The organism is Alteromonas antoniana (assembly GCF_019249295.1).
Taxonomy (GTDB): Bacteria; Pseudomonadota; Gammaproteobacteria; order Enterobacterales; family Alteromonadaceae; genus Alteromonas; species Alteromonas antoniana.
This window is the reverse complement of record NZ_JAESDH010000001.1, coordinates 89,166-107,757: the sequence shown is the minus strand read 5'-3', so window position 1 is coordinate 107,757 and position 18,592 is coordinate 89,166. Positions and strand designations below refer to the sequence as shown.

The 18,592-nt window shown below is 50.0% G+C and carries 17 protein-coding genes; 5 read left to right on the top strand and 12 right to left on the bottom strand.

What is annotated here, in order from left to right:
* Positions 1-67: 67 nt before the first annotated feature.
* On the bottom strand, positions 68-922 hold the full coding sequence (gene purU, locus JKP77_RS00495; protein ID WP_218309247.1) for a formyltetrahydrofolate deformylase: 855 nt from the start codon (positions 920-922) through the stop codon (positions 68-70).
* A 387-nt stretch (positions 923-1,309) separates the two neighbouring features.
* Here purU and JKP77_RS00490 point away from each other — a divergent pair, with 387 nt between their 5' ends.
* Complete coding sequence (locus JKP77_RS00490; RefSeq protein WP_218309246.1) at positions 1,310-1,486, top strand: hypothetical protein; 177 nt, start codon at positions 1,310-1,312, stop codon at positions 1,484-1,486.
* A gap of 45 nt (positions 1,487-1,531) precedes the next feature.
* Here the strand turns inward: JKP77_RS00490 and thpR are convergent, their stop codons facing one another.
* Positions 1,532-2,155, bottom strand: coding sequence for an RNA 2',3'-cyclic phosphodiesterase (thpR, locus tag JKP77_RS00485; RefSeq protein WP_218309245.1), 624 nt, complete (start codon positions 2,153-2,155; stop codon positions 1,532-1,534).
* 249 nt (positions 2,156-2,404) lie between these two features.
* Here thpR and hrpB point away from each other — a divergent pair, with 249 nt between their 5' ends.
* On the top strand, positions 2,405-4,897 hold the full coding sequence (gene hrpB / locus JKP77_RS00480) for an ATP-dependent helicase HrpB (protein ID WP_218309244.1): 2,493 nt from the start codon (positions 2,405-2,407) through the stop codon (positions 4,895-4,897).
* Between the two features lie 153 nt (positions 4,898-5,050).
* Positions 5,051-5,773, top strand: coding sequence for an acetoacetyl-CoA reductase (phbB, locus tag JKP77_RS00475; RefSeq protein ID WP_218309243.1), 723 nt, complete (start codon positions 5,051-5,053; stop codon positions 5,771-5,773).
* A gap of 118 nt (positions 5,774-5,891) precedes the next feature.
* On the opposite strand, the gene JKP77_RS00470 is transcribed toward phbB, so the two are convergent.
* From JKP77_RS00470 to JKP77_RS00440, 7 genes are all read right to left on the bottom strand, one after another.
* Positions 5,892-7,187, bottom strand: a complete 1,296-nt coding sequence (locus tag JKP77_RS00470) for a lytic murein transglycosylase (protein WP_246601007.1) — start codon at positions 7,185-7,187, stop codon at positions 5,892-5,894.
* A gap of 406 nt (positions 7,188-7,593) precedes the next feature.
* Entirely contained in the window at positions 7,594-8,811 is a 1,218-nt protein-coding gene (locus tag JKP77_RS00465; protein WP_218309241.1) for a polyhydroxyalkanoate depolymerase, read from the bottom strand.
* A gap of 135 nt (positions 8,812-8,946) precedes the next feature.
* Complete coding sequence (locus JKP77_RS00460) at positions 8,947-9,294, bottom strand: phasin family protein (RefSeq protein ID WP_218309240.1); 348 nt, start codon at positions 9,292-9,294, stop codon at positions 8,947-8,949.
* 25 nt (positions 9,295-9,319) lie between these two features.
* The gene (locus tag JKP77_RS00455; RefSeq protein WP_218309239.1) at positions 9,320-9,973 is read right to left on the bottom strand and encodes a phasin family protein; all 654 of its coding nucleotides are present in this window, start codon (positions 9,971-9,973) and stop codon (positions 9,320-9,322) included.
* 399 nt (positions 9,974-10,372) lie between these two features.
* Positions 10,373-10,798, bottom strand: coding sequence for a polyhydroxyalkanoate synthesis repressor PhaR (phaR, locus tag JKP77_RS00450; protein ID WP_218309238.1), 426 nt, complete (start codon positions 10,796-10,798; stop codon positions 10,373-10,375).
* Between the two features lie 247 nt (positions 10,799-11,045).
* Positions 11,046-12,818: a PHA/PHB synthase family protein gene (locus tag JKP77_RS00445; RefSeq protein WP_338024821.1), complete on the bottom strand. Its 1,773-nt coding sequence runs from the start codon at positions 12,816-12,818 to the stop codon at positions 11,046-11,048.
* Positions 12,819-12,836: 18 nt separating this feature from the next.
* The gene (locus JKP77_RS00440) at positions 12,837-13,076 is read right to left on the bottom strand and encodes a DUF6489 family protein (RefSeq protein ID WP_218309237.1); all 240 of its coding nucleotides are present in this window, start codon (positions 13,074-13,076) and stop codon (positions 12,837-12,839) included.
* 161 nt (positions 13,077-13,237) lie between these two features.
* Here JKP77_RS00440 and mrcB point away from each other — a divergent pair, with 161 nt between their 5' ends.
* The gene (gene mrcB / locus JKP77_RS00435) at positions 13,238-15,544 is read left to right on the top strand and encodes a penicillin-binding protein 1B (RefSeq protein ID WP_218309236.1); all 2,307 of its coding nucleotides are present in this window, start codon (positions 13,238-13,240) and stop codon (positions 15,542-15,544) included.
* A gap of 266 nt (positions 15,545-15,810) precedes the next feature.
* Here the strand turns inward: mrcB and JKP77_RS00430 are convergent, their stop codons facing one another.
* From JKP77_RS00430 to JKP77_RS00420, 3 genes are all read right to left on the bottom strand, one after another.
* Positions 15,811-15,969, bottom strand: coding sequence for a hypothetical protein (locus JKP77_RS00430; protein ID WP_218309235.1), 159 nt, complete (start codon positions 15,967-15,969; stop codon positions 15,811-15,813).
* A gap of 11 nt (positions 15,970-15,980) precedes the next feature.
* Positions 15,981-16,265, bottom strand: a complete 285-nt coding sequence (locus JKP77_RS00425) for a hypothetical protein (protein WP_218309234.1) — start codon at positions 16,263-16,265, stop codon at positions 15,981-15,983.
* A 268-nt stretch (positions 16,266-16,533) separates the two neighbouring features.
* On the bottom strand, positions 16,534-17,445 hold the full coding sequence (locus JKP77_RS00420; protein ID WP_218309233.1) for a DUF808 domain-containing protein: 912 nt from the start codon (positions 17,443-17,445) through the stop codon (positions 16,534-16,536).
* Positions 17,446-17,681: 236 nt separating this feature from the next.
* Between JKP77_RS00420 and JKP77_RS00415 the strand changes: the two genes are divergently transcribed.
* Positions 17,682-18,113: a VanZ family protein gene (locus JKP77_RS00415; RefSeq protein WP_218309232.1), complete on the top strand. Its 432-nt coding sequence runs from the start codon at positions 17,682-17,684 to the stop codon at positions 18,111-18,113.
* Positions 18,114-18,592 lie beyond the last annotated feature (479 nt).

Here is an 18,592-nt window from a genome sequence, read left to right as displayed (position 1 = left end):
TACCTTTCGTGTATGCATGCGCACACGTAATCTGCGCTGATTTCAGCACTACATTACGACGATGCTGTCAGGCAAATACCACGGTTTTATTGCGATGGATGATGACCCTGTCCTCAAGGTGATAGCGCACGCCGTGAGCCAGCGCGGTTACCTCGCAGTCTTTACCTTTTCTGACCATATCTGCTGCCGTGTCGCTGTGGCTGATACGTTTTACACTTTGCTCGATGATTGGGCCTTCGTCCAGATCTCTGGTGACATAATGGCAGGTAGCACCAATCAGTTTTACGCCTCGTTCATAGGCCTGCTGATAGGGTCTTGCACCGGCGAAGCTTGGCAAAAAGCTGTGGTGAATATTTATCGCTTTCCCGGCCAGCTGCTGACACAGGCTGTCTGGCAGGATCTGCATAAAACGCGCAAGTACCGTGAGATCTACATTGTATTCATTAAGCAGCGTGGTGATTTGTTCAAATGCCGCCTCTTTGCCCAGCGCCTTAAAATCTACCCAGTGAAAAGGCACTTTATACCAGTCGGCAAATTGCTTCATTTGCGGATGGTTTGAAATGATGCACGGAATATCACAGTACAGTTCTCCGGTGTGCCAGCGATGCAATAAATCCACCAGACAGTGAGACTCGATACTCCCTAACAGTGCCACACGCTGACGCAGACTGGAGTCTGTGAGTTTCCACTGCATCTGATAGTCGTTAGCCAGTGGCGTAAATTCGGACACAAAGCTCTGATAGTCGAGCTTGAAAGAGTCTGCACCTATCTCATGACGCATAAAGAAGCGACCGGTTTGCTGGTCGGTATGATGATTGGCTTCGACAATCGTTGCGCCATGATCAGCGAGAAACTGAGAGACACTGGCAACCAGGCCTACCTGGTCAGGGCAGTCGATGATAAGACGATATGTTTGCTGCATAATACTGAATAAAAAAGGCTTAGACCGTTCGTTTTATCGGGGATCCGGTGAAATGTAAAGCCCCACCTCCAGCCTGTCGGGAATTTATTCAGCCTGAATTTCTATAAGCTATATCAAAATGGTGTTCTGCATTACGTTGCCGTGCTGTTGTTGCGTTTGCGGAGCCCCTGCCAGGTCCATGCAGCCCCTTATCTGTGCTAGCCCACGTACGGTGTCATTATGCGTGGATAACCGTTTTCATTTAAGCTGTGGTGCTGAAAAACGTAACCTAAAGCGCCTTGCCTTGCAGCGATTCCGTTGATGTAGTTTGCAAATAACGTTGATCAAAGTCGGAATCCTTATCGTTTAAAAAATAAACAGACGAGTAAGGCGGTGGCGGCAAAAACGATGAATGAGTCAAGTTATGTCAGAAGGGCGCTGGCGATCCTCGATGATGAAAACAGCAGTGAAGCATCACGCCGCATTGCCTGGCAAATTCTCAAAAACGCCGGGTTGTTGGATGAGGATATTTCACAGTGCCTGCGTCAGCATTCCACAGATTGCATTTACTTGTTTGAGGCCTAGTCTGAAGCAAGCCGCTTCCTCTGGGCAATATTGCTGTGGGGCGGGTTACAACAACCCCCGCTTTAATTTTTCGCGAACAGACAGCTGATGCTGCAGCGGCCAGCTGTGTCTGATGGGATAGGTCACACCGCCGGGTGTGGAGACGGATTCAAACAAATGAAAATCAGAAAAATGGCAGGTGATATCCGGCATGAAAAGCGGCAACGGCAGTGTTGGTCCGGCTTTTCTTATCATCGTGATATGCGGGCGATATTCTTTTCCGTCCACGGCGATTCCTGCCGCTCGCGACGCTTTTCGCACGCCTCTTGCCAGCGCCATTAACTCTTCAGGTGGCGATTCCGGGGCGACATGCAATATTTTCGGGCCGTTCCAGATACCGGTTGAGTTCAGATACACATCAAACGGCTGATAACGAAGCTGGTCTATTTCATGTATTAACGCTTCGTGTTGCCTGGGGGTAATGGTTCCAAGAAAGCACAGAGTCATATGCAGATTGACCGTGGGCACGGCATAGGGCTGTGCAGGGCTGGTATCCTGAGCGGCGCGCTTTCTGGATTTTTTTGGGGGCAGGGCATCGCGACGCGACACTTCCGGTAGCGCTTGTTCGCGCCAGCTTTCTAACGCCATTTTCTGCGGTCCCGCAATGTCCAGTCCGATGAAGCTGCGCATCTCTCACTCCTTTTGCGATGTTGTTAGATGTTTGCGTGAACGGCGTTTTCAACCTGCAACTTACGCCCGGTTCTGCTTAAGTGTCATACTTCTTGTAACTGAGGATGGCTCATTCCCTGACAAGGAATACAGGCAAAGCCCGTCCAGAGTCAGCTTTTTATACTTCTTTATCCTTACCAGGCAATAAGGATGACGTAAAAAAGTGCCGCAGGTACAATACGCTATCACACCCGTAAATGTTTTGAGTTAATGCTTTCCGACGCGCTGAAAAACCTTCCCGCTGCTTCACTGGTTCCCGACCTTCACAGCGCGCTTGCGCGTGGCAACGTTATTATAGGTGCGCCGCCGGGAGCAGGAAAGTCGACAGTGTTGCCACTGTCATTGCTTAATCGGGAAACAACAGGCCGCATCCTGTTGATGCAACCACGCCGGGTAGTGGTGCGTAATCTGGCCAGCTATCTTGCAGGGCAACATCATGAGGCGGTAGGGGAGTCGGTAGGATATCGCATACGGGGTGAGAGTAAGGTCAGTCAGTCCACACGACTTGAGATCATAACCGAAGGGATCCTGGCGCGAATGATTCAGCACGATCCGGAACTGCCTGATGTCGAGACGATTATTTTTGATGAGTTTCACGAGCGCAGTATCCACAGTGACTTTGGGTTAGCGCTGGCGCTGGAAGTTCAGCAGGGCCTGAGGGAGGATTTACGGATCATCGTCATGTCGGCAACGCTGGAACTGGATCCGGTAAAAACGTTGCTGCCTGATGCTGAATGTCTGTTTACTGAAGGAAGGACGTACCCGGTAGATATCTTCTACAGTGGGAATGTAAGCGCACCGCTTCTTCATGAGCAGGTAGCCCGACAAATTCGCCAGGCGGTGAACCAGCACGAAGGTGACGTGTTGGTGTTTCTTAGCGGTCGCGGCGCCATTAACCGGGTTGCCGGACTGATTGATGATCTGCCAGCCCGAATGGGAGTGGTCATACACCGGTTGCTGGGTAGTGCGGGTAAGGAATCGCAACTGGAAGCTATCCGTCCAGATCCTGAGGGAAAAAGAAAAATCATTCTTGCCACCAATATTGCCGAGACCAGCCTGACTATTGAGGGCGTCACTGTGGTGATTGACAGTGGCATGGAAAACCAGGCCCGCTTTCATCCTGCCAGCGGGCTGACCACACTCACCGAGCAAAAGATTTCTCAGGCGTCTGCAATTCAGCGCGCAGGACGAGCCGGCAGGGTTCAGGCCGGAACCTGTTACCGGCTATGGGCGGAAGAGTCGCAGTCGCGTATGGCACGACACAGCGACCCGCAGATCCTCCGTGAGGACGTTACCTCATTGTTGCTTGAGGCGCTCTGCTGGGGCAGTAAACTGCATGACTTACCCATGCTCACTCAACCGAGTCAGGCGCAACTGCAAGTTGCCTTCGATACGTTAACTGCTCTGGGAGCAGTCGATGAAAGCGGTCAGGTCACCCGCTACGGCAGAGCTCTGTCTTCCATACCCTGCCATCCCAAACTCGGCAACATGTTGCTGGAGGCAACGCGGATTGCGGATAAAATGGGGGAGAGTCAGTTAAGAGAAGCCGCCGCGCTGGTGGCAGCCATTGCTGAGGCCGGACTCAATGCCGGCAACGTGTTATTGCATGACGCCCTGGCCAGTCTGCCTGAGTCGCAGAAAAAGCCGTTGTATCAACAGGCAAAGCGCTACGCGCGCTATACAGGGGCTAAAGAAAATGCGCTGATACACGCTGCCCGCGATAGCGCGGCACTGGCCTGCGCCATCGCACTGGCGTACCCGGAGAGGCTGGCCTATCGTCGGGGAGAGGCATTCAAAATGGCGTCTGGCAAAGGCGCCCGATGTGCATCCTTTGTCGATTCCTCCTGGCTGGCGGTGCTGGATGGACAGCAAATCGGCACGGAGTTTCAAATACGGCTGGCTGAGAAAATAGACGAGCGTACGATAAAAGCGCTATTTCCTGATGTTTTCCGCGTCAGGCAGGTGGTGCGGTTTAACCCGTCAAATCAAAAAATGGAGGCGCGTCAGGTCACCGGCGTCGGGGAAATCGATGTCACCAGTGAACCGGTAGCAAAAGTACCGGCAAACGCCTGGAGTGAGGCCTGGACAGACTATCTTGCACGCCTTGATGTGAATAAATGGCCTCTCAGTGACGCACACTGGCAATGGTGGTTCAGAGTTAAGCTGGCGGGTAGGGTGCAGCTGGAACAGCCGCAGGCTTTTGACAGCCCGGAGCCCTGGCCAGTGAGTTTTGAAACGTGTCTGCGCCGCGCTTTGGAAAGTTTGCAATCAAAATTCACGCGCTGCAGACAGGTGGATGACTTATCTTCGCTTCCCTGGCTTGATGCTCTTCAACAGAGTCTAAGCTGGCCACAGCAACACGCCTTAAACGAGGCGTTGCCTACCTCGCTGAAAGCGCCCAGCGGTCATGTACACAAACTGCGTTATACCGAGCACGGTGATGTTATCTATTCGGTACGTATGCAGGAAATGTACGGACAACACGCGACGCTCACATTGGCTGGTGGAAAAGTGAATATCGTATTTGAATTGCTATCACCCGCGCACAGGCCGTTGCAAACCACTACCGACATCGGGGCCTTCTGGCAGGGTAGCTACCGTGACATTCAAAAGGAAATGAAGGGGCGGTACCCAAAACATTACTGGCCAGACGATCCGACCACTGCTGCACCGACGACGAAAACCAAAAAAGCAATGGGTTGATTTATATACTGTTTACACTATGTTCAGAGCGAAAGTAGCGCTGTTCAAATAATGATCTAGTACCAAGGTCTGATTTAGCCATTGTCATATTTTCTTTATACATGCTTAATAGAGTGGTTGTATAAATCTTAAGCAACAATAAAGGGAAATATCATGAGCAGAGTAGCATTAGTCACAGGTGGCACAAGAGGTATAGGGGAAGCAATATGTACGGCATTGAAAGATGCTGGCTACACTGTCGTGGCAAATTATGGCGGGAACGATGAAGCCGCTAAAGCGTTCACAGAGCGCACCGGGATCCCGTCGTTCAAGTTTGATGTATCAGATTTTGAGAAAACCAAAGATGCCATCGCACAAATCGAAAGCGATTACGGCCCGGTGGATATTCTGATAAACAACGCCGGAATTACACGTGATGGCACCATGCACCGAATGTCGTTCGAACAATGGGACGCGGTAATTCAGACTAACCTGGCGTCGTGCTTTAATACCTGCCGCTCGGTGATTGACGGTATGCGCGGCCGGGGCTTCGGGCGCATCGTGAATATTGGGTCTGTAAACGGCCAGGCCGGGCAATACGGGCAGGTGAATTACGCCGCAGCAAAATCCGGCATCCACGGGTTTACAAAGGCGCTGGCATTAGAGGGAGCCGCCAAAGGCATTACCGTTAACGCTATCGCGCCGGGATATGTCGACACCGACATGGTGCGGGCGGTCCCCGAAGAAGTATTGAAGAAAATTGTCGCCACCATTCCGGTAGGGCGTCTGGGCAAACCTGAAGATATTGCGAATGCCGTGATGTTCCTGGTAGGTGATGAGGCAGGATTTATGACCGGCTCGACCCTATCTATCAACGGCGGTCAGCACATGTATTAACGCTAGCAGCGACGTTAATGTCTGCCAGTAAAAACGACAAAGGGCTGTTATCGAAACAGCCCTTTTTTCTTGCTACCGGCCAGGGAATCACGCCTGGCTAGCAGACTCTATGACGCTATCAGACCTTTGTATCCGAGTCGGTTTTGTCAGACTCACTGGCTTTTTCGTCTGAAGGTGCCTCTGGTACATCGTTGGCTTGTTTGTCTTTTGCCAGTTCAACGCCTAGCGACGCCATTACCGTCAGCCCCGGAAAACCATCGGCAATCATGTCATTCGCTATCTGGTAATCACGGATCCCGGCACGCGTTGCAGGACCAATGATGCCATCAGGCTTACCGACATCATGACCTGTTGCGTTGAGGGCTTTTTGCAGTTCAATGATATTGTCGCGTGAATATGCTGGCAGATCGGGAAGGTCGGCAACCAGTGGCGGTTTACCTGCAATGCGGTCTGCAAGATGGCCCACCGCGATAGCGTAAAATTCTGAATTGTTCCAGCGCATGATTGTGCGGAAGTTGTGATATGCAAGGAAGGCTGGGCCCTTATGACCCGCTGGTACCACCACATACGCATCAATATCCGCATTTCCCAGCGGCTCACCATCGGCTTTCATGATGCCAAGCTCTGCCCATTCAGTAATGGGACGGCGGTTGCTGTAACCGGATAGCCGGTAGTCAAAGTTCTCAGGCAACTGGATCTCGCGTCCCCATCTGAAACCGGGTTTCCATCCCAGATTAGCCAGAAAATTTGCCGCCGAGGTCAGGGCATCGACTTCACTGTCCCACAGGTTAGCCTGACCATCACCGTCACCATCTATGGCGTAGTTTGTGTAGGCTGAAGGCATAAACTGAGTATGACCCATGGCACCGGCCCAGGAACCCACCATGGCTTCTTGTGATAAGGATTCGCGCTGCAATAGTTTGATGGCAACCAGTAGTTCCTGTGTGAAATAGGTTGCCCGCCGGGGATCACATGCCAGCGTTGCCAGCGAATCCAGCACCGGCATTTTGCCTTTGTAACTTCCGAAGTTGGTCTCCAGCCCCCAAAACGCCATCAGGTAGTGGGGCGGTACGCCGTACTTGTCATTTAACTGTTTAAGCAAATCCTTGTGTTTGGCATACATTTCCTTGCCTTTATTCACGCGCCAGTCAGTCACACGTTTACTAAAGTAACCGGGAAACGTCTGAACAAACTCTGGCTGACTGCGATCCAGCTCAATTACTCTGGGCTGATATTGCAGTTTGGCAAAAACCGATTCGGCTGTCGCGCGGTCTACACCCTCGCTAACGGCTTGTTCGGTAAGTCGGGATTTACATTCTAAAAATGTTTCGGCACTGGTGGCGGAGAAAGAAGAAAGCGCAGCTAGTAAGGGTAAACATGAAGCGCGAAGTCCGCCTGAAAGCTTCTGAGGCATAAGATTCATCCTGATTTCAGAGAGACTCATGCTAACGCAAAGCCAGTAAAAATAGCGAGGGATATTCCGTTAATGGCATAAAATTGACGTTAATATGAGCGAATAAAGTGTGAGTATTACTTGTAGTCCCAGATGGTTATTACAAGGTAGCAGGGGTTCGGGATTACTTTATATCGATGTGCGCTTACAACTGCGATACTCAATGCTGATTGCAACGGGTTTCAGTTAAGCGTGATGTCATGTATCTGAGAGTCGTTTTCTTTTTGCTCGATGAATGCAGAATACCTGACCTGGTCATCGCATGGTTTTGTTGAGTAACCATAGTGTGGTTGTGAAACGACAACCGTCAGCATGAGGGGCTGAGAGCGACCTACGCCGCCCTGAATAAGCCCCGGATGGAATGTGATTACGCGTACTTGTGAATAAAGTCTGTAATCAAAGGTCGAATGTGTTTACGGAATTTCGAACCGCTGAAGATCCCGTAATGCCCTGCGCCCTGCTGCACATGATGGCGGCGCATGGATTTGGGGACGTTTTTGCAGATATCCTGCGCCGCTTCAGTTTGACCGAGGCCGCAGATATCATCATCGGCACCTTCTACCGTTAGCAGTGCAGTATTATCAATGGCTTCAAAGTTGACTGCCTCGCCCTCATAAGTGATAGCGCCACGTGCCAGCTCGTTGTTTTTAAACACGCGCTCGATGGTTTCCAGATAAAATTCTGCAGGCATATCCAGAACCGCCAGGTATTCGTCATAAAAGGCACGGAATCTATCCGCATCTTCTTCTTCACCAAACACCAGATTCTGATAGAAGTTCATGTACTTCTTCATGTGTGATTGTTGGTTCATGCTGATAAAGCCGCCCAGCTGCATGAAGCCCGGGTAGACTTTTCGACCCTCACCCGGATAGCCATAAGGCACTTTCATGATGGCCACATTTCGAAACCAGTCCATGGGCCGCTCATGAGAGAATTCGTTTACGCGCGTGGGGTTTTTCGACGTATCAATAGGACCAGCCATTAGCGTCAGTGACTTTGGTACGCACTTATTCTTATGTTCGGCCATGACTGCTGTCGCAATCAGTGCCTGAACGGTAGGCTGGCAAATTGCGATAACATGGGTGCCGGGACCTAAAAATTCCAAAAATTCAATCAGGTACTGTACGTAGCAATCGAACGAAAACGGACCATCTTCCAGCGGCACCTCTCTGGCATCTGCCCAGTCGGTCACATAGATTTCGTGGTCCGGTAGCAGGGCTTCCACGGTGCCTTTCAGCAGTGTCGCGTGGTGACCAGATAACGGTGCAACCAGCAAGACCTTATGATCATCATGGGCGCCTTTACGATTGAAGTGCATCAAATCGCAAAATGGCTTACTTAGCACCACTTCTTCAGTGACTTTGTGATGGCGGCCCTCGATAATCACGTCGTCAATATTAAAGCCCAGTTTGTCATAGCGTCGGGTCAGCCGCATGGCAGTTTCCAGCGATGCGCGGGTAATGCGGCCGGGATAGGTGTGAGAAAACGGGTTGTTGGGGTGACTCGCAATGTCATTGAGCAGGCTAAACCCCTCGTGCATGATGTGCGCGCCGCGGGTTAAATAATCGTATGCCTGGTAATTCATTACGTCTCTCCTCAATAATACAGACTGGGCTAAGACCTGGGAGTGAGGGGTTGGTTCACACTCGGGTATGACCTGTCGCGTTGTGGCGAAGGTGGGATGCCGGTGCATGACGCACCGGCATTAATTCAGGCTGACTTAGCCTTTAGCTGCGGCCGTAAACTTGGTTGTCATGTCTTCGCTCATGCCTTTCATCATTTCGCCCGCTTTTTGCTGCGCTTCAGTCAGCACGGCGTAGCTGCTTTTAGCGGCTTCAGACATGGTCTCCTGAACAGACTCAGCGTAAGCTTTTTGCGTTTCCGCCAGCGCCATCAGATCTTTCTGCTGAGATGCCTTTTCAAAATAAGACATGCTTTCAGAAAGCAGGCTTGAATAAAGCGCATTGCTCTTTTCTGCCAGTTCCTGAACGGTGTTCATGTTCAATGTTGCCAGATCTGTCATTGGTTTCATTGCGGTTTTAAACTGCTCATTCATTTGTTCAAACATTGCCTTTCTCCACTAGTGGTAAGTTTTATTTCGTTGATTTGGTTGTCGTCTTCTTCGCTGCACTACTGGTAGTACGTCGAGTACGTGTTGTCTTTTTTGCCGCAGTACTGCTCGTTGATTTCGCTTCCGGCTTCGTTGCCGGGGCGATTTCAGACGCCGCCTCTTTCGAAGCCTGCGCGGCGGTCGTTGCTGCAGTTTGTGCTACCTTCGGCGCATCTTTCGCCGCGCTTGCGGTTTGCTTGGTCGCTGCATTCGTTTTTTTGGCTACGGTATTGGTGGTGCGTTTTGCTGCGGACTGCGCTTTCTCTGCACTCTCTGTCGCCGTTTTCACTGCTTGCGAGGCGGCTTTCTGTGTATCAGTTGCCGTCTCTTCAAACGCAGACTTGACCAGATCTGTCACTTGCTCACGTGCCGCATTCAAGGTGCCATAATTCTCTTTAGATACGCTGGTAATGCGTTCCCGAACGGATTCGGCGTATTCTGAGTTGGCTGCTAACACCCCTTTAAGGTCAGGCTGCACCGAGACGCTTTCCATATACTTCACGCCGTCGCTCAACAGACCGGTAAACAGCTCGGTTTGATGCGCGGACAGGTCTTCCAGTACTTTTGCGTTCATCGCGAACAGGTTGCTTACTGGTTTAGATGTTTTTTTCAGTTGCTCTGAAAATTTGCCAAACATGGTTGTTTCCACCCTGAAGTAAACAAAAAAATGCTGCACCGCAGCAGGATTTGATTAAATACTATACAGTGAATGGTAAGCCGTCAAGGAGAATTTGTTGCGATGCAGCATAATGCATAGAACGAGTTATTATATAGAAATAAAGTTTTATGCTGCTGTGCAGCATAATTTGAAGGTAGTCGCTCAGGCGGGCTGTTTGCAGATACAGAACGGCAATACAGAGCAAGAAAACTTGAGATCGTGGTAAGGCACGTTCTTACTGTGGATGTCAGTCTGAATACGTGGCAATAACGACGTCCATTCCCTGAGGACCCTGCAATGCAACTGCACTTTTGAGGCCTCGCTGAGTGACTAAAGACTTATTCGCACCTTCCTCTGGCGCACCAGAGTTACGAACCGTTACTTTTTCTGGTTATGACTTCGCTTCCAGGCTTCAAGGTTTTGTTCCATCATTTTGTTAAACATACCGAACGGGCTGGTCTCAACCATATTTTTCATCATGCCCTGCATCTTGTCCTGCTGTTCGATGAAACTGACCAGGCTTTGCTCTAAGTATTGCCGCACGAAAAATTGCATGTCACTGTCGTAAAAGCGGATTAACTGTTTTAACAGCGAGTTGGTGAGCAATGACTGATTATCATTCGTTTCTGACTCGCTGATAATTTGCAGCAAGATAGATTTGGTAATGTCATCTTCGCTTTTTGAGTCGATAACCTGAAACTCTTTACCGTCTTCGATGAGTGTCTTGATGTAATCCAGATTCACATACTGACTGCGCGAGGTATCGTATAACCGGCGGTTAGGGTACTTCTTAATGATAATCATGTATGTGCTCTTGGTTAACGAAGGTTGCCTTTGCAGAGTAGCGCAAAGGCAATGATAAGAGCAAGCGAACCTGTGGCGTCACTGCTGCGGGCAAGATGCGAATAAGTTTTAGGTCGCATCTTCCCGGTGTGTCATGGCAGCGGTAATCGGTTTTATCTCGTTGCTGCATCTGTGACCTGCACTGAGATAACGCACGTCTACCGATCCGCCCCGTCAGCAGCGGAAGTTCACGCCACAAGTTTAGCAATTAATCCAGGCGTTTCATCACGTAGCTACCTGGCGCGTCCTCTAATGCCGGGTAAGATTTGTGTTTACCTGGCTTTGGTGCGGTGGTGGTAGTTTCATCATGCAGCCGTAGCCACCGATACCAGTCGGGCCACCATGAGCCTTCGTGCTTAGTAGCACCATCAAACCAGGCGGCGGCATCAGCCGGCAGTTCCGGATTCACCCAATGCGGGTACTTGCCAGTTTTGGTCGGATTGATCACGCCAGCCAGATGGCCGGAACCCGCCAGTATAAAGCGGGTATCGCCACTTACCAGTTGAGTACCTTTATAGGCACCCTGCCAAAGTACAATGTGATCGGCCAGCGTCGACAGGAAATACACTGGCATATCGATCTTTGATAAGTCGATAGGTATACCGTCAATCACTACGGCGCCGGGATCTTTGAGTTTGTTTTCCCAGTAGGTAGTGCGCACGTACTGCTTGAAACATGCCGCAGTAATATTCGTGGCGTCGCTGTTCCAGTACAAAATATCGAAGGCGGCAGGATCTTTGCCTTTCAAATAATTGTTAATGAAATACGACCAGAACAGGTTGTTTTCGCGCAACAGGCTAAAACTAAGACCCAGTATTCTTCCATCATAAACCCCTTTAATTTCGGCGTTTTTTTCCATAATGGGCAAAGCCTGATCCGTCAGATAGTTGCCCACTTCACCGGGTTCACTGAAGTCCAGCAACGTGGTTAGTAATGTCATTGAGCGGATCCGCTCATCGCCTTTTGCACGCAGATACGCAGCAGTCATCGACAACAGCGTACCGCCCACACAAAAGCCGACCATATTGATTTTATCCTGACCTGTGATCTCACACACCACATCCAGTGCCTCAAGCGGGCCCTCTTTCATGTAGCTGACAAAGTCCCGGTCAGCCAGCTCAGGACCGGGGTTTACCCAGGAAATCATGAACACGCTGTGGCCTTCTTCCAACAGGCCATTGACGACAGACTTACGCTCGTCCAGATCCAGAATGTAGTATTTATTGATAAACGGAGGCACAAACAGAATCGGGCTGGAATAGGTTTTCGTTTTTTGGGGCTGGTAGTGAATCAGCTGTATCAGATCATTTTGATAAACGACTTTCCCTGGCGTTGTGGCAAGGTTCTCGCCCAGCGTAAACGCAGCCATGTCGGTCTGGGTAATTTTGAACGCTTCCAGCGGACTTTGCTCAAGATCGCGCATGAAATTCTCAATGCCTTTCACCATATTCTGGCCTTTGGATTTCAGAATTTCTTCGCAAACTTCAGGGTTTGACAGCAGATAATTGGTGGGCGAGACCGAGTTAATATACTGGCGGGTATAGAACTTTACCTGCTCAGCACTTTTCGGATCTTTGAAATGCATCGATTCAATCATGCCCTGCAGCATTTGCGAATTGATCAAATAGGCTTGTTTGAGATAGCTGAAAACCGGATTATCATGCCAGTCAGTATGCGAAAACCGGCGATCGGCTTTGTCCTCGGTCACCACATCCTGCGCTTTCTCACCTAACATAGCTTTGGTAGCTTGTTGCCACAGTTCTGTTTGCTGACGCATAAAATCCATTTGCGTCTTTACTAATTTTGCAGAATCTACCTCGACGTCACGGGAAAGCAAATGCATGAGTTTTTCCGGGTCGAACATGGCAGCGGTATCCTCACTGCTTTGCTTGCGGGACAAGACATCATGCACCATGGCGTTGAACTGATGGGCATACTTGTTCAGTGTTTCAATAATGTCGTTCTGGTCCTGTGAATCCACCTGAAAATACCTCCGTGGCTATTTTTTTGGACTGTTGCCGGTAGTCAGCCCTTCCATCATATTTTTGTAAAAGGAAAATGCCTGCTGACTGCCATCCAGATACGGTTTTAACATCGACATCACCGCTTCCTGGTTCCCACTCTGAAGCTGTTCGGTTACCATACGTATGGTGGTCTCGTGAAGCTTGCTCATATCGGGCCAGCCCATGAGTTCGCGGGCTTCCTGAGGAGAAAGGTCTACATCGATCGTAATTTTCATATCCATATCCTCACGTGGCGAAGACTCAAAAGCGGTGAATTAACAGACTACGGGCTGTTGAAAATTTGTCCATGAGACTTCGGTATCATTTTTGCGACACTGGTAAAAGCGCTGCGAAAACCGCAGAATCTCTCCAGAGTTTTTTCATCATGGCATGGTAAGTGGCTAAAAAACAGACAAAAGCGAAAGCAAAGACGAAAAAAACGCGCTCAGTATGGCTGAGTCTCGGTATCAGGTTGTTCATAGTGGCAATGGTGGTGCTGGCAGCCTATGTTTTCTATCTGGACGCGCAAATCAAACATTCTTTTACCGGTAATAAATGGGAAGTGCCGGCGCAGATTTTTGCGCGCCCGCTGGTACTCGAAAAGTCTCTGGAGATCACGCCCACAGAGATACTCGATGAACTTGAATTGCTTGGCTATCGCAAAGTGTCCCGCGCGGATTCCAGTGGTGAATACAGTTACCGTAATGGCGTCCTGACCTTTCAGCGCAGGGCGTTTCAGTTTCCTGATGGTGCTGAGCCACTTAGGCATATTAGTATTCGCTGGGACGACAGGCGCATCTCCACCATTACTGATTTAGGATCGGATCAACAGGTTGGGCAAATACGCCTGGAGCCCTGGCTGGTTACCCGTATGGTAAGCAGTCGTCGTGAAGATCGCATGCTGGTTAACCTCGATAAGGTGCCGGATATGCTGCCAAAAGCGCTGACGCTGGTAGAAGACCGTGACTTTTATGACCACTACGGCGTGGCGCCGCTGTCAATATTACGTGCGTTGATGGCAAATATTGCAGCGGGTCGCACCGTTCAGGGCGGCAGTACGCTGACGCAGCAGTTGGTAAAGAACTTATACCTTACCCGCGAACGCTCTATTGTACGAAAAGCCAAAGAAGCGCTGATGGCCATTATTATCGATGCCCGATACAGCAAAAGCGAGATTCTGCAGGCTTACCTGAATGAGGTGTTTTTAGGTCAGAACGGCGATATGGCGGTACATGGCTTTGGACTGGCCAGTTATTACTATTTTGATCGTCCGGCAAATGAGCTCAATACCCCGGAAATTGCCACCTTGGTGGCAATGATCAAAGGACCTTCGTACTACAACCCCAAGCGTTACCCTGATCGCGTGAAAGAGCGACGTGATCTGGTGTTGCGTATTTTGTTTGATGAAAACGAAATCACTCGCGACCAGTATCAGCAATATATAAATCAGCCACTGCAGTTAGCCACAGGCGCAAGTCTTGCCAGCGGCAAGCACCCGGCGTTTATGAATCAGGTACGCAAAGAGCTGAATGACATTCTGGCCGATCCGACGTTGCAGGATTCGGGTCTGAAAGTATTCACTACGCTTGATATTTACGCGCAGCGCCGTGCAGAACGTGCTATTAGCCAGACTCTGGATGGCTTGCAACAGGATCGCAGCGCGCAGCTGGAAGCGGCAATGGTTGTCACTGATATCTCTTCCGGTGAGGTGCGCGCCATCGTTGGCGGCCGTGATGCAGAGTATGCCGGATTCAACCGGGCGCTGGAGGCGCATCGTCAGATTGGCTCGCTGGTGAAACCGGCGGTTTATTTGACGGCACTGGAAGATCCGACCCGCTTTAATCTGGCAACGCCCATTAAAGACGAGCCCATTACGCTGAAAAGCACCGATGGGAAAATGTGGTCGCCACAGAATATCGACAAGAAGTTCCGGGGGCAGGTGCCGCTGATAGAGGCGCTCACGCGGTCGCTAAACGTACCCACTGTGAATCTTGGTATGGCGCTGGGGCTGGATAATATCGCCGATACCCTGCAACGCCTCGGCGTGCAGTCGGATATCGACACGGTTCCGGCATTAACCTTAGGCGCGCTGTCGTTAACGCCGTTTGAAACCAACCAGATGTACCAGACGATTTCAAATAATGGCCGCTATATTCCGCTGCATACCGTAACCGACGTGGTCACATCGAAAAACGAACTGCTTTGGAAAAAGGCCGAGTTTTATTCACAACGTACCGATGAAGCCGCCACCTACCTGCTGAATTATGCACTGTATAAAGTCAGTACAGAAGGCACGGCAAAACGCATCGGCGCGAACTTCCCCCGCATTAATATGGGCGGTAAAACCGGAACGACTGATGATTATCGCGACAGCTGGTTCAGTGGTTTTGACCGCAATAATGTGATCACTGTCTGGGTGGGGAACGATGACAACCAGCCCATTAACTTGACGGGCGCCGGGGGCGCGTTGCCCGTGTTCATCAACTATCAGAAAATGCAGGAGCCAAAGTCACTATCCAGGCGTTTTCCTCAGGGGTTAGGCATCGCGCACTTCGATCCTGACAGCGGTGCTGTCGTCGTACCCGGGTGTCCGGGAAGTATGAGCGTACCGGCGATTCTGGAAGTGTTACCGCCTCCCGAACAGGATTGTTCCGGCGAGCCGGTGAAGGAGAAAAGTTGGTGGGAAAAGCTGTTCGGTGACTAAACCTGTGCCTCGTTAAACATCGCAAGGGCATCTGTGCGGGTTGTTGTCATGGTAACGTTTTGTGTTAGCCGCGGGCTAGGTAATGGCCGGCTTTTCGGTTATCGTTGCCCTGTTTAGCGCCAGGGAACAACATCGGACGGCCGGCTTACTAAAATCTGTTAGCGAGACTGGACTTATTTTCAGGCAAAAAAAAGCCCTCAGAGAGGGCAGATGAACGTGCTGAAGAAATGCGATAACGACACTACCTCTGCGTAAGCTTCTGCACGTTAACCTGCCTGCCCTGAAGGAAAGGCCCTACGGGAGTAAGGTTGGGATTGGGTCATATGGTGCACGATTGCCCGTGCACCATTAAATAAAATTACACCTGCCAGATAGGCCGCCACCGGCCCCATGGCCATCATCAAAACGTAGGTGGTACTCATCATGGCAATGTTCCTTATGCGTCGTTGTCATCGCTAAGCGATGGCTGATCGTTGATACTGATGGTGACATCGGCAACCAGTTCACCACTTTCTTCTTCAGGGTCGAACTGATGGCTGGCTGTCAGCACATCGTATGTCACGCCAACCTCAAGTTCTGACGTGGTTTCATAAACAGATTGCGACACCATCGCATCGGTAACCAAGTGTAATACTTCTTCATTTTCCTGAGCGGCAAAGGCGCTGCCTGATGCGGTAACAGTGATAGCCAGTGCAGTTAATAGACGACGAACGGTAAACATAATTATCTCCTGATTTGAGGTTTAAAAACTGCACTCTTGAATACTGCGTGACAGTTATCATTTAAGTCGCAATCACTATTGCGATAGTTGTGCCAGTCAGAAAATAATTTTTATGATGTTGTTTTTTAAGGATATTTTAAATTTATTGTAGCGGCATGAAAAACAGCACGAAGAGGTGCGTGCTAAAAACTGGTTAAATTGACCTTTTAGGTGGTCAATTTAACCAGTTTTTTGAAAGTGGAACTCGATGACGTCCCGCAGCAAGGAGCTAACTGCGGATCCTTGTGAAAATATGCAGCAGAGCGGCAACAATGAGACCAGCAACGACACCGCAAAGTCCATCAAAAGCAATACTGGTTAGCAGCGGCCATACCGGGGTTATTGCGATGGCCTGTTCTGCCAGGTGATGAATGAATGGGATGTTATGAGTAAGGATGCCGCCGCCCACCAGAAACATGGCAACAGTACCTACAATAGCCAGCGTTTTCATCAGTAAAGGGGCAGTAACTAACAAGGCACGCCCGGCAAGGCGCTGAGCGTGATTGTAGTCTCCGGTAAGCGACTTGCGAAGAAGGTAAAGGCCAACATCATCCATCTTTACGATGCCAGCAACCAGGCCGTATACACCCGCTGTAATTGCGACGCTCAGCGCGCAAAGCACGCCCACTTGTGTTGTAAAGTCGGCGGTGGCCACACTGCCCAGGGCAATTACGATAATTTCTGCTGACAGAATAAAGTCGGTGCGAATAGCCCCTTTTATTTTCTCTTTTTCCAGCGCTACAAGATCAATTTCGTCGTTGGCAAGTTTTTCCACTGTCGCCTGTCGCTCATCATCATTATGCGTCGGCATAAGCCGGTGCAGAATTTTTTCAGCGCCTTCGAAACAAAGGTACAGACCGCCAATGATCAGTAAGACAGTGATCAACACGGGAATAAAGGCACTGATGAGTAGTGCTGCGGGAACCAAAATAACCTTATTAAGCAGTGAGCCTTTCGCTACAGCCCACACCACGGGTAATTCGCGCTCCGCTTTCACGCCCCGAACCTGGTCTGCATTCAGTGCCAAATCGTCACCCAGCACACCTGCCGTTTTCTTCGCTGCTACTTTTGACATGGTAGCAACATCATCGAGCATGGTAGCGATGTCGTCTAAAAGGGCCAGTAAATTTGCGGCTGCCATAAATTCATTCCGTGATACTGCAAAAAAATCAGCATAAAGACAGAGTTGGCTTATGGCAATGCGCTAATTGCATTTCAGTCTGGGCGTTGGAAATAGGTAGCGGCGTTAAGTGCTGCTGCATGGGCGCTTCTGACCTTGTCAGCTGGTTTAGGTAGTGAATTGCGTGAAAAAGACAGATTGCTGCCACTTTTTATCGTTATGGTAAGCGAATTATCAATGTATAAGGCAAGTTAGAAATGGTTATTCGCGGGCTCAGCATTCTGGCTGCACTGGCATTTTTTGGGTTCATACTCTGGGTAATTGGCATGGCAAACGGGGCTCAGAAAAGTGTATTTTTCGATTTTGTTGCAAGTTTTCCGTTAGGCGACAAAGTGGGTCATGTAGGGTTATTTGGTACACTCACTTTTTTAGTCACGGTTGCACTAAATTACAAAGCGGTATCGCTGTCAGGCCGTCGCGTTTATCTGGGCGTTGTGCTGGTGTGGTTGTTTGTTACGGCAGAAGAGCTCTCTCAGGGGCTGATACCCAGCCGGACCATGGACATTGGCGATTATCTGGCAGACATGGTGGGCATTGGTGGCGCCGCGCTGTGTTGCTACTTGCTGAATAAACGTCGCAGAATGCGCAGCCACGAACGCCCCATTTTCAGCAAAGAGCGTAGAGGATAAAACGGAGTTAAGGTGTATTACAGAAACCGCTTTGCTCCTGCGAGTGCCACTATGAGGTAGGGACCAAACCAGTACAGCATGACAGTGCCGCAGAGTCTGAATATCAGGGGCTGTTGACAGTGTTTACAACGCCGCTTACTAAAAGGGCGCACTCTCTCAATAAAATAGTTGATGGTGTTTTCACATCGGGGGCAGGCGAAAAAAGCATCCTTCTCTTTCTGTTCCATTAGGAATTCCTTTCCGTTACGACTCGACTCGCGGCACGCGTTACCAGCATGGCGGTGAAACATACAGTGGCAAAACGAGGCAAAAAATGTCCAGTTGGTAAGCAGACACTACGATTGGACGTGAACACCACTACCCGGTATTAACATGCAGCAGAGGATTGGCGTAATAGATTAACGCAGCAAAGGCGAAGCGGCGGAATAATAAAGTGAAAGTGGTGAAAAAAACGCCGCAATGTTGAGCTTGCGGCGTTT